The following is a 13086-nucleotide window of genomic DNA, read 5'->3' on the forward strand; positions in this document are numbered from 1 at the left end:
GCACCGCGTCAGGAGCGGCACCGGCCGATGACCCAGCTCACCTGAGCTACTGAGCCAGCAGGTCCCGGACTCGCAGCGCAAGCGCATCGATGGCGAAGGGTTTCGTCAGCACCTGCATCCCCGGCCCAAGTGAATAGTTGCCGAGGGCGGCGCTCTCGGCATAGCCGGTGATAAACAGGGTCTTGAGGTCCGGACGTACCTCCCGACCGGCATCGGCCATCTGTCGTCCGTTCATGCCACCCGGCAAGCCGACGTCGGTGATGAGCAGGTCGATGGCTACATCCGATTGCAGCACCTTCAACCCGCTGAGACTGTCGGCAGCCTCGATCAGCGTATAGCCCTGGTCGCCCAGCACATCCATGAGCAGCAGGCGCACGCTCGGCTCGTCGTCCACGATCAGGATCGTGCCAACGCCCGCTCCAAGGGCTGTATCCGCCCTTGCTGCGGTCGCTGCGCCCTCGGTCGATTTCCCGATATGGCGCGGCAGAAAGATGGAAACCCGGGTGCCCCGCCCTACCTCTGAATCAATGCGGACCTGGCCACCGGATTGCTTGGCAAAGCCATAGATCATCGAAAGCCCAAGGCCAGTGCCCTGGCCGATGGGTTTGGTGGTGAAGAAGGGGTCGAATGCCTTGGCAATGACGGCAGCTGTCATGCCTGTTCCGGTGTCCGTTACGCTCAGCGACAGGTACTGCCCTTCGGGTACCTCGTATGCACGGGCCGTATCGCCTACCAGCCACCGGTTGGCCGTTTCGATGGTGATACGTCCACCGTCCGGCATGGCATCGCGCGCATTGAGACACAGGTTGAGGATGGCATTCTCGAGCTGGCTGGCATCGACGGAGGCCGACCAGAGGTTCTTGGCGCTGAGGGTCTCCACTCGGATACCCGGACCGACGGTGCGCTGGATCAGCTCAGTCATGCCTTCCATCAGTACATTGGCGTCGACCGGGCGCGGGTCGAGCGTCTGGCGCCGCGAGAACGCAAGGAGGCGGTGCGTCAGCGCTGCGGCGCGTTTTGCCGCACCCTGGGCAGAGGTCACGTATTTGTCGATATCCTCCAGACGCCCCTGGGACACCCTTAGACTCATCAGTTCCAACGCGCCCGATATCCCGGCGAGCAGATTGTTGAAGTCGTGGGCTAGCCCGCCGGTGAGTTGGCCGACGGCTTCCATCTTTTGCGACTGTCGCAGCTTGTCTTCGGTCTGGATCAGCGCTGCCGTCCGCTCGGCCACGCGCTGTTCCAGGGTGTCGTTGAGCGCTCTCAAGGCGGCAGTTGCCCGGTCGCGCTCCGCCTCTATGGAGCGCCTGTGCTCAACATCGATCAATACGCCAGGGAAGCGATGAGGGGTACCGTCTGCTGCGTGTTCCACGCGTCCGTTCGCCTCGATCCAGTAGTACCTGCCGTCAGCGCGGCGTACCCGGTACTGGTGGGCGAAAGCGCCACCGCGGGAGATCACTTCCGCTATCGCAGCCTTCAGCCCCTCCCGATCTTCGGCATGCACGCTGGCGATCACCTGCTCGAGGCTGAGCCCGTCGCGGCCGAGGGTCGGATCCAGATCGAAGACGTGTGCGAAGCCTTGGTCGACCGTGAACTGGTCGGTTGGCAGATGCCAGTTCCAGGTGCCAATGATCGCGCCGGCCGCGAGCGCCAGTTGGACGCGCTGGATGTTTTCCCGAGCAAGCGATTCGCTGACGCGCAGGCGCTCTTCGGCATGTCGCCGTTGGGTGACATCACTGAAGAGGATCGCAATCTTCCGTTCGGCAGGGTCGCCGACGCGAACGGCCCGCACATCGAACCAGCGCTCGAACGCTCCAGCGTAACTTTCGAAACTGGCCGGCTCCCCGGTCTTGGCGACGTGGCCGTAGGTCTTGAACCAGAACTGTTCCAGATTAGGGGCGAATTCGGTAACCCACTTGCCGCGCAGATCGACACCTGTCTGACGCTCGAACGCAGGATTGGCCTCGACGAAGAGGTAATCCACAGGTTGGTCGTCAGCGTCGAACTTGACCTGAACGATAGCGAAGGCCGCTTCGATCGTCTCCAGAATGGTTCGGAACCGCTCTTCGCTCTGACGCAACGCTATCTCGACAGCGCGCAGGCGGGTCAGGTCAAGCATTGCGCCGATCATGCGCACGGCCCGGCCTTCGGCGTTGCGGATTACCTGGCCGCGATCGAGCACATCAGCGTATGAGCCATCCTGACGGCGGAAACGGTATTCATCCGTCCAGGTGGTGCCGCTGCCATCGATAACAGCGTGGATCGAGGAGTGGATGCGTGAGCGGTCGTCTGGATGGATGTGGTTGATCCACCAGTCACCGGAGTTTTCGACGTCCGCCATCGGATGGCCATAAGCCTGCTCCAGCGCATCGTTCCAGAGCACATGGTTGGTGCTCAGATCCCAATCCCAGACGGCGTCGTTTGTCGCTTTGGCAGCCAGACGATAGCGCTGCTGGGTGTCCTCGATGGCGTGGCTCGCCAGGTGCTCACTGGTGCGGTCGTGCAGGATTTTCACGTAGCCAAGATGGCTACGGTCATCACCGAAAAGCGGCGACATCGACCCCGACGCCCAGAACGGCTGCTCGTCCTTGCGCAGATGCCAGCGCTCGCTTGTCACGCGACCCTGACGCAGGGCTTCGTCCATCTCCTGCTTGGCCCGTTCACTGGCTCGGTCGGCCACCGTGAAGATCAGATCGCTGCGCTGGCCAAGCATGTCCCGGGCGCTCCACCCCATCACCTGCTCGGCCCCCGCGTTCCATCCGGTAATCAAACCGGCCGGATCAGTCAGGATAATGGCGAATTCCGTGACACTGTCGAACACTGCTCGCTGGAACGCCTCGCTGCGGGCAAGAGCGGCCTGGCTGGCCGAGAGCTCTGCCGTCAGCGCCTGCAGCGTTGCGGGATCGGCTGTCGTTGCCGGCTGGCATGTTGGAGAGGGAGCCGGCTGTTGCACCGCGCGCCAAGCCTGATGCTCAGCGCCGATCCCGGCCTTCTCGAGGACCGTGCGCAAGCGCACGACCTCCGCCTCAAGCGCTTCTCGGGTAAGGTCTTTCAGGGCGATACCTATCTCGGGATCAGATGACGATGGCGGGCCGTCAGCCATGGTTCACGGGGCTGGACTACGAATACAACGCAATTGTCGAGGTTTGCACCGCGCCAGCACAACCACAGGATCTCTCCCTCGAAACTCGGCGGAACACGTAGCGGTAGCCAAATCACCGTGCAACTGCCAACGCCTGACCAGACCTGCAGGGCTGAGATTGGCGCGGCCTGTAGCGGCTGCGCCAATGGCCATTCAGCCTGCCAGTACGCTATCCACCAGCGCCTTGGCCTCGTCCTGGATACGCTTGAGGTGCGTCTCGCCTTCGAAGCTTTCGGCGTAGATCTTGTAGACGTCCTCGGTGCCCGATGGCCGCGCGGCGAACCAGCCGTTTTCGGTCACGACCTTGAGCCCGCCGATAGCCGCGCCGTTACCGGGCGCCTCGGTGAGGATCTGGGTGATCGGCTGACCGGCCAGTTCGCCCGCGGTGACCTGCGAGGCGGAGAGTTTGCCGAGCTTTGCCTTCTGCTCACGGTTCGCCGGGGCATCGATACGCTGGTACACCGGCGCGCCGAAACGTTCAGTGAGCGCCTTGTAGCGCTCGCCCGGGTCCTTGCCGGTGACGGCAGTGATTTCCGCGGCCAGCAGCCCGAGGATAAGGCCGTCCTTGTCGGTGGACCAGGCACCGCCCTGCTTACGCAGGAAGGACGCGCCCGCGGATTCCTCGCCGCCAAAGCCGAGGCTGCCATCCATCAAACCATCGACGAACCACTTGAAGCCCACCGGCACCTCGACCACCCGGCGATCGATGCCGGCCGCGACGCGATCGATCATCGAGGACGACACGAGGGTCTTGCCGATGCCAGCACCCGCGCTCCATTCCGGGCGGTGGGTGAACAGGTATTCAATGGCGACGGCCAGGTAATGATTGGGGTTCAGCAGGCCAACCGACCGCGCGACGATGCCATGGCGGTCGTGGTCGGTGTCGCAGGCGAAGGAGACGTCGAAGCGGTCCTTGTTCTCGATCAGCCCGGCCATGGCGTGCAGCGAGCTGCAGTCCATGCGGATCTTGCCGTCCCAGTCCAGGCGCATGAAGCGGAAGGTGGGGTCGACGCGGGTAGAGAGGACCTCGAGCGGCAGGCCGTAGCGTTCGGCAATGCGCGTCCAGTAATGCACGCCAGCGCCGCCCAGTGGATCGACACCGAATTTGAGACCCGAGCCGCGAATCGCCTCGAGATCGATTACCTGCTCCAGACCCCCCACATAGTTTTCGATGAAATCGAAGCGCTGTGTCGTCGGCGCCTTTAGCGCCTGCGAATAATCCATCCGCTTGACGCCTTTGAGCCCATCGGCCAGCAACGCATTGGCGCGCTCCTGGATCCACTTGGTCACGCCCGTGTCAGCCGGGCCGCCATTGGTGGGGTTGTACTTGAAGCCGCCGTCCGCCGGAGGATTGTGCGACGGCGTGATCACGATGCCATCGGCCAGGCCCTGGCTGCGGCCGGCGTTGTATTCGAGGATGGCGTTGGAAATCGCCGGGGTCGGCGTGTAGCCGGGCTCGCCGTTGGTTTCGGGGCAACCGGCGTCGATGCGCGTCTCGACACCATTGGCCGCGAGCACCTCCAGCGCCGAAACGAACGCCGGCTCGGACAGCGCGTGAGTGTCCATGCCGACAAAAATGGGGCCGTCGATGCCCTGCTGTTGGCGGTAATCGCAGATCGCCTGGGTAGTGGCGAGGATATGCCACTCGTTGAAGCTGACCTTGAGCGAGGAGCCTCGATGACCGGAAGTACCGAACGACACCTGCTGCGCCGGATCGGATGGGTCCGGCCGCTCGCTGTAATAGCGCGAGATCAGGCGCGGAATGTTGGTCAGGGTGTGTTCGTCCGGCAGGCGTCCTGCGTTGAGGTCGGTGCTCATCTGTCGTTCCTTTGAAGGTTGAATAGGTCGCCTCGGGTTAGGGGCGATAAAGAACCAAGACGGGTCAAGGTGGTTGTCTAGGCGCTTCGACCCCCGATCCTCGGGCTTTGGTTCCCCAGCAGTCGAGGTTAATCCGCAGGCTCATCGGCGGCATGATACGAGGCGCCGAAGAACTTGGCTAAGCGCATGCGAACGTCTGGTCCCGCGACTCAGATCAGCATGTGCCTCTCTTGCCCAACGCTCGTAGCAGCGATGAATGGAAGATGGGCCGGAATCAGTTCGATCGTTCTGGAACATCCGTACACGCCGAACAACCGGCCGCAGAGCGTGCGGCTGGCAGCGCAGGTCTCCGCTATTGCACCCAGACGTCAGGAGGTCGCTCGCTCGGCACATGCCAACCAAAGCCCATCAGAGCCGGACAGAGGCTGCAGGCAAGGATCATGGCCCCAGCAGACCAGCCACTTGTCGGATCAGGTCGTACAAGCCCAACGCATTCACTCATCCGGCCGATACAGGTCATGCAGTCAGCCACTTGGCTTCACTCCTGTCGAACCCGGCGATTACCGATGACCTCTCATTGTTCAACGAACCTTCATGACCAGGCGGTGCAATACACCGCCATTACCCGCAAGACGTCACTCGGCTTCATCTACCTTGTTGCCATGCTGTTTGTCTCGGCTGGCCTGGCACTGGCTTATCTTTGCCTTTCGCTGGATCAGCAGCAGGTGCGTCACAGTGAAACGGATGCCGCCAAGGCCATCGAAAGCAGGCAAGACAAGATCGGCACAGCGTTGGCCGATTACGCCTTCTGGAATGACGCCTACCAGCACATGAGCCCTGACGTCGACGCGACCTGGGCCTACGAAGGGGACAACATAGGCCCCTCGCTGTTTTCCACCTACGGCCTGGACGGTGTATTTGTTCTGGGGCCGGACGCGACGACCCGCTACGGCATCGTCGACGGCGAGCTCAGCGACACGGCGGCCAGTGACTGGATTACCGGAAACCTCGGCGCGCTACTGGCCGACGCGCGACTCAAGTCAGCCGACGACGGCGTGTCGCAGGTCTATTTTTCCGTCGCTGGGGTGCCTGCCATTGTCTCCGCAGCGGTAATGCGCCCCGACAGTTCCTACACCGACTTCAGCCGCCTGTCGTATCTCATCTTTGTCGACGTGCTGACCGAGGCGAAGCTGAAGGTCATCGACGAAGCGTTCGACCTTCGCGGGCTCCGGGCAGCCTCAGGCAACCTAAGCCTCGCTCCGGCGCCGAAACTCACTCTGCAATCCGATATCGGGATCACCGTAACCTTGCAATGGCAGAGCGAGGAACGGGGCATGACCCTGCTGAAGAAATTCCTCCCGATGCTGTTCGCGCTCGGCCTGCTGGTATCCGTACTTGTGGTCTGGCTACGTCGGCGGGTAATCCATGCCACGGACATGATCGAGACTGCTCAGCGAGCCCTGCACATCAGCGAGCAGCGATTCAGGAATATCTGCGAAGCCTCATCGGACTGGATATGGGAAACCGACTCAAAGCAGAACCTGACTTACCTGTCCGAGCGCTTCAGCCAGGTCACCGGCCTGCCTGGTCATGCCTGGCTGGGCCGGCCGCTAAAGGACTTGCTGAACTATGACACCCAAGCGCTGGCCACCATCGCCGAGCCAGGCGTCAGTGCGCGTCAGCCGATTCGCTGTGAAATGCGCGACAACGACGAAACGCGGCGCTATTGCCAGCTATCCGCCCGCGCTGTTCGGATCGATGGCACGCTCCAGGGGTACCTGGGCACCGTTTGCGACATTACCGAGGAAATCGAAGCCAAGGCGCGCATCGAGCACATCAGCCAGCACGATGCCCTGACCGGGCTGGCCAACCGGCATCGTCTGAATCACTTCCTCAACGCCCGCCTCGACGACGGCTTGAGCGGCGAGCGACCCATGTTCGTCCTGGCGCTGGATCTCGATCGATTCAAACCCGTCAATGATGCGTTCGGTCACGCCGCCGGCGACCTGGTCTTGCGTGAGATCGCCAACGCACTGACCGGCAGCACTCGCGGCACGGATCTGGTCGCCAGGCTGGGGGGGGACGAATTTATCGTCGTGACCACCGATTGCCGGACTCACGAACAAGCGGAACGCCTGTGCCAGCGGTTGATCGAACAGATCAACCAGCCGATCCGGATTGCCGGCAACGAGATCAGCGTCGGTGCCAGCATCGGCGTTGTCGCTGCCCCCTATGACGGACTGACCGCAGAAGACTTGCTGCGCTATGCCGATATCGCCCTCTACGAGGCCAAATCCAGCGGCCGGAATCTGTTCAGGTTCTACGAGCCAGCGATGAACGAGCGAATCATGGCGCGCCGGCAGCTGGAAATGGATATGCGCCAAGCCTTGCAACGGCATGAGTTCCGCCTCGATTTCCAGCCACGCTACGACGCAGCCTCGCAGCGCATTGTCGGCGCCGAAGCGCTGGTGCGTTGGCTGCATCCGGCCCGGGGCCTGCTCAGTCCCGCCAGTTTCATCCCGTTGGCCGAGGAAACCGGGTTGATCGTCGAACTCAGCGACTGGGTCCTCGGCGAGGCCTGCGCGAGCGCGCTGGAATGGGGGGACGGGTTGATGGTTTCGGTGAACCTGTCGCCGGTTGAATTCCAACGCGATGATCTGGTGGAGCGCATCGCTGCGGTGCTGAATCGCACCGGGATTGCACCGCAGCGTCTTGAACTGGAAATCACTGAAAGCGTGATGCTTGAAGATGCCGCAGCAACGCTGATCACGATGAATCAGCTCAAGACACTGGGTATCCGGTTGTCCATGGATGATTTCGGGACGGGCTACTCCTCCCTGAGCTATCTACGCAGCTATCCGTTCGATGGCATCAAGATTGACCGCAGCTTTATCGCGGGGCTCGACCAGTCGCAGAGCAGCGAGGCAATCGTTCACGCGATCGTCAGTATGGGCCACGCCCTCTCCCTCACCGTCACCGCTGAAGGCATCGAGACCGTGGCACAACTTGGCAAATTGACAGAGCTCGCCTGTGACCAGGCCCAGGGTTTCTATCTGGGCCGCCCCATGGCACAGACACTGTTCAAGCAGAATGTCTCGGACATGCAGGGGGCGCCGACACCCGTCGGGGGCGGGTTGGACTGACCGGCGAGGGTCCGAGTCGACAGGCCAATGCAACCGGTGCGTTGTCCCGGTTGCGGTCTGGCGACAGCGGCTGCAGCTCAGTGGATCACCTCGGCCTGAAACGCCCTCGCTACAGTCTGCGCCAGACAATCGAGGGTGAATGGCTTGGTCATCATGTTCATTCCGGGGCCAAGGAATTCAGAGCGAATCGCGGCGTTTTCGGCGTAACCGCTGATAAACAGCACAGGCAGGTCAGGTCGCTGGTGCTGAGCGATTTCCGCCAGCTGGCGGCCGTTCAGCCCCGGCAGACCAACGTCGGTGATCAACAGGTCGAGACGCTCTATTCGGCTGAGCAAGCCTAACGCCTGCTGAGCGTCTTCAGCGAGGTGAACGTGGTAGCCGATGTCTCGAAGCGCGCTGTCGAGCAGCAGGCGTACGGAGTCGTCATCTTCCACCACGAGAATGCTCTGCCCATCGCCCGAAGTGACCGTTGCGCCTTTATTGACCCGCGGCTCCTCTACTGACTCGGACTGTGCCAGCGGAATGTAGAGGAAGAAGGTTGTTCCGGCCCCCTCTCGACTGGTCACGGTTACAAAGCCGCCACTCTGCTGGGCAAAGCCGTAGACCATCGACAGGCCAAGCCCCGTGCCCTGCCCGAGCGGCTTGGTGGTAAAGAACGGCTCGAAGATCTTCGGCAGCAACGGCTCCGCTATCCCTACGCCTGAATCCGCTACGGCGATGCGCAGGTAGTGGCCCGCGCTGCCGCCAACTCGAGCCGCCTCAGCAGTTTCGACCACGGTACGCTGCGTCGTGATGGTCAGGACCCCGCCATCCGGCATCGCACCACGCGCGTTGATACTCAGGTTCAGCAGCGCGTTTTCGAGCTGGTTGGGATCGACCTGGGCAAAACCTGCCTCGTCATCCAGCAGGATTTCCAGCCTGATGCGCTCGGTCAGGGTGCGCTTGAGCAGGTCACCCAGCGAGAGGATCAGGGTGTTTACCGCAACCGAGCGGGTTTCCAGTGATTGGCGTCGGGAGAATGCCAGCAACCGCTGGGTCAAGGCGGCTGCCCGGCTGGCGGAGCTATGCGCCGCGGTCATGTAGCGATCAAGATCAGCATACTGCTGGCGGTCGATGCGAAGGCGCATGAGATCCAGCGCGCCGATGACACCGGTGAGCATGTTGTTGAAATCATGCGCGATACCGCCGGTAAGCTGGCCAACCGCGTCCATCTTCATCGACTGACGCAGCTGCTCCTCGGCTCGGGCACGCTCCTGACTTTCAAGCGTCAGTTTGTCCAGCGCCTCTTCCAGTGCGCGGGTGCGTGCCTTGACCTGGAGCTCGAGATCGCCGTTGAAGCGACGCAACATCTCTTCATTCTGCTTTTCTGCGTCGACATCGATGACCGCCAGCGCCGCGCCCTTCACACGGTGCCGACTGTCATACAGAGGCACTGCGCTGATGCGCGTCCAGGTCTCGCTGCCCTCTTCGGAGCAATAACGGAAATCCAGCCCCGAAACCTGTTCGCCGCGCAGGGCACGCGCACCGGCAAACTGTTCACGCGGCAGGGGCCGCCCGTCATCATCGAACGCGACCCATTGGCCGGCACGGCTGCTGTCGGCCGACGGAATCAGCCGATTCGGCACGTAGCGTTCATAGATCGGGTTGCTGAGCACGGTGGCGCCGTTTATATCGATCAGGCAGACACCTACCGGAAGGTGCTCAACCAGGCTTTCGAGTGTGGCACGTTGCTCGGCCAGTTCGATGAGGCGGTCGCGTATCTCGAACTGGCGTTGGCGCGAACGCCAGACGGTGGCCACCGTACTGAGCAGCGACGCCGAACCAAGAGGCTGTTCGAGAATGACCAGATCGGTCAGCGACGCAGGCAGCCTCCCCTTGAGCGCCAGGAAGTCCGCACGTGATTCGCTCTGCTGCCGGGTGATCAGAATGAACGGAATGTTCGACCACCCATGCCGCTCGACTAGCGCAGCCGGGAGATCTTCAATGGCAGGCAGGAGGCTGTCCATGACGATCACTGCCCCCACGCTGGGACTCAGCTGATCTGCCAGCTCCGCCGCGTCAGTGCAAAGCCTGAGCACATAGCCTTCCTGCTCGAGCAACTGCATCATGGCGGCGCACTCGCCGTCGCGTTCCGCCCCGATCAACAGGCGTTTTCCTTCGGATGAAACCTGGGCTGTCACGTCAGTGCTCTGTTCTGTTGGTCAAAGGAAAGCAACTCTTTCGCCGATTCCCCAAGCGAAAGGCCATGGGGGTCCATCGGTGCGGTCAGGAAAGGAATGCGCTGGGGTGGCGACGCAGCCGCAGCCAACCGGATCGAAGCGTCAACAGCAAGTGCGGCGGATGGTACAGACGATCGCCCTCGGGCAGAAGAAGGTTGCGAGGGGATGGTCCGGCCATCAACCCGCCCGACGCTCGGTAATGTAGTGTGCCAGTTTCGCCAACGGCATCGGTTTGGCAAACAGATAGCCTTGCGCCTCGTCGCAGGCCGACCGGACAAGCTGTGTCAGCATGTCCGCATCCTCCACTCCCTCGGCCACGACGCGCATGCCAAGCGAATGGCACATCTCGGTGACCGCCTTGATGAAATCGAGGCAGCTATCGGCCCTGGCGGTCGGGCAGAGAAAGGTCCGGTCCAGCTTCACGACGTTGATCGGATATTGACGCAGGTAGGCAATGCCAGCGTAACCGGTGCCGAAATCATCGATCGCGAGCCTGACGCCGATATCACCGAGATCTCGCAACAGCTGGTGTGAGCTATCGGTATCCTCGATCAGTCCGGACTCGGTAAGCTCAAGCTCGAGCCGGTGTGTATCCATGCCGGCCCCCTCCAGTGCCTGCCTCACGTCGCGGCACAACGTCGGTGATTTGAGCTGCACGGGTGACACATTCACCGACAGTATCAGCTCGGTTCCGATGCGCTCGGCCAGACCCTGAATATCCCGGCACGCCTGCTGCAAGACCCAGGTGCCAATCTTGCAGATCAGCCCCGTGGCTTCGGCGATGGGGATGAAGGCGTTCGGCGGAATCAGCCCCTTGCTTGGGTGGTTCCACCGAATCAAGGCTTCCACACCGCATGCCGTGTCGTTATCCAGGCAAATGCGCGGCTGGTAATGCAGCACGAATTCGTCCCGTTCCAGGGCTTCGCGCAGGTCGAGCTCCAGAGCCATGCGGTTCTTGGTCTCGACGCTCATCTCCGCGGAAAAGAACCGCATGCCGGTACCGCCGGCATCCTTGGCGCGATACATGGCGATATCGGCGTGCTGCAGCAGCTCGTCGATACTGGTGTCGGGGTTCGGGTAGAGACACATCCCCATCGAGGCAGACGGATAGTAGCGCGTGCCAAGCACGTCACAGGGCTGCTGGATCGCGCGCAACAGGTCAGTGGCCAGCTGTTCGGCAGTTTTCAGCCCGTCGGGCAGGTGCGCCACCACGACGAACTCGTCACCCCCCAGCCGGGCCACCAGGTCGCCCGAGGGCAACACCTCGCGCAACCGATGGGCAATCTGCACCAACAACACGTCACCGTAGCCATGCCCCAGGGAATCGTTCACTTCCTTGAAGCGATCCAGGTCGATCAGCATGATCATCAGCTGCTGGCCGTCGGGTATGAAGTTGACCAGCTCACGGAGGTGGTCGTTGAGGTAGATTCGGTTGGGCAATCCGGTCAGCGCATCATGAGTCGCCATGTGATGGAGCCGATGTTCGACCTGCTTGCGGTCGGTGATGTCCGTCAGCCCGCCGGACCACTCTCGCATGATGCCCAGGTCATCGAAGATCGGCACGGCATGGCCTGCCATATAGCGATACTGCCCGTCGGCACGACGAACCCGGTACTCGGCGCGCCTGTTGGAAATGTTCAGGCACATGTCTTCGACCACCGCTTCCAGTTCGGGTCGGTCTTCGGGATGGACCGCGTCAAGCCATCCGCGTCCGCGCGACTGCTCGAAGCTCTGCCCGGTGAATTCGATCCACTCAGGCTGTGGCTCTATCAGGTTCAGATTGCGGTCGGCACACCAGGTCAGGCTGTTGGTGGCTTTGACCAACCCCTTGAACCGGCGCTCATTGGCCAGGATTTTCTGCTCGGCCCTGGCGCGCGCCTGGTTGGCGCGCTCGCGCTGGACTACCAACGCCGCGGTATTGGCGAGCAGTGTGATGCCCTCCTGCTCCTGGCCCGAAGGCGCAGCGCGCACGGTGTTGTAGCAGGCAAGGGTCCCCATCACCTCGCCAGCGGTCGAACGGATCGGTGTTGACCAGCACGCATGCAGGCCATGCTCCAGCGCCTTGGCGCGGTGCTTGGTCCAGTTCGGGTCGCTGCTGATATCGACCGCGATGCTGGGCTCGCCAGTGCGAACCGATACGCTGCATGTCGTTTCATTCGCATCGGTACCCATGCCGTCCAGAGCCTCGACGAAATCCTGCGGCAGACTGGAAGACTCGACGAAACGCAGCCTGCCGTCTTCATCCAGGCGCATGATCGCGGCGCGGATGAGCCCCGACGACTGACGCTGCGCAGACCGGGTCAGCTCGAGCAGCACCTCCTGTAGAGGCGCACCGGCGACACCGAGCTCCAGGGCGCGCATCTGCCCTTCCGCAATCGCTTCGGCACGGCGGCAGTCGGTCACGTCCTGGCTGACAAAATGCAGCGCCCTCAGCTCGGGATGCGCGGTCGAACGGCCATTGACGCTGATCCGCTGAACACCCGTTTCGCCGATGAGTATCCGGCACTCGAAGCGGACCTCGTCGCCCGTCGACAAGGCAATTGCCACCTGCTCGGCAACCGTATCGCGATCGTCTGGATGGATATGCTCCAGGAACTCAGTGAGCGAGGTGCTACCCAGGGAACAGGCGTCAAGCGCGTGGGTGACCGCTTCCACGGCTGCCTGCGAGTTATTCAGTGAATCGTCGAGTTCGACGTACCACTCCAGCAAGCCAGCCGATTGCAATGTAAAAGCAAGGCGGGATTGGAGATCCGGATGTGCCATG

General features: G+C 62.2%; 5 protein-coding genes. 1 reads left to right on the top strand and 4 read right to left on the bottom strand.

The window, feature by feature from the left end:
- Window positions 1–46 precede the first annotated feature (46 nt).
- Both AC4LFW_RS09145 and pgm read right to left on the bottom strand, forming a co-directional pair.
- Window positions 47–3103: a PAS domain-containing hybrid sensor histidine kinase/response regulator gene (locus AC4LFW_RS09145; RefSeq protein ID WP_491818766.1), complete on the bottom strand. Its 3057-nt coding sequence runs from the start codon at window positions 3101–3103 to the stop codon at window positions 47–49.
- 192 nt (window positions 3104–3295) lie between these two features.
- Window positions 3296–4960, bottom strand: coding sequence for a phosphoglucomutase (alpha-D-glucose-1,6-bisphosphate-dependent) (gene pgm / locus AC4LFW_RS09150; protein WP_491818767.1), 1665 nt, complete (start codon window positions 4958–4960; stop codon window positions 3296–3298).
- A 566-nt stretch (window positions 4961–5526) separates the two neighbouring features.
- Between pgm and AC4LFW_RS09155 the strand changes: the two genes are divergently transcribed.
- Window positions 5527–8103 carry a bifunctional diguanylate cyclase/phosphodiesterase gene (locus AC4LFW_RS09155; RefSeq protein WP_491818768.1) on the top strand — a complete coding sequence of 859 codons (2577 nt, stop codon included), beginning with the start codon at window positions 5527–5529 and terminating at the stop codon, window positions 8101–8103.
- Window positions 8104–8180: 77 nt separating this feature from the next.
- Here the strand turns inward: AC4LFW_RS09155 and AC4LFW_RS09160 are convergent, their stop codons facing one another.
- Both AC4LFW_RS09160 and AC4LFW_RS09165 read right to left on the bottom strand, forming a co-directional pair.
- A complete protein-coding gene (locus AC4LFW_RS09160; RefSeq protein WP_491818769.1) occupies window positions 8181–10283 on the bottom strand; it encodes a response regulator in 2103 nt (700 codons plus the stop codon).
- 216 nt (window positions 10284–10499) lie between these two features.
- On the bottom strand, window positions 10500–13085 hold the full coding sequence (locus AC4LFW_RS09165) for a sensor domain-containing phosphodiesterase (protein WP_491818770.1): 2586 nt from the start codon (window positions 13083–13085) through the stop codon (window positions 10500–10502).
- Between the last annotated feature and the right edge of the window lies 1 nt (window position 13086).

Source organism: Stutzerimonas sp. C6.4V (assembly GCF_058536345.1).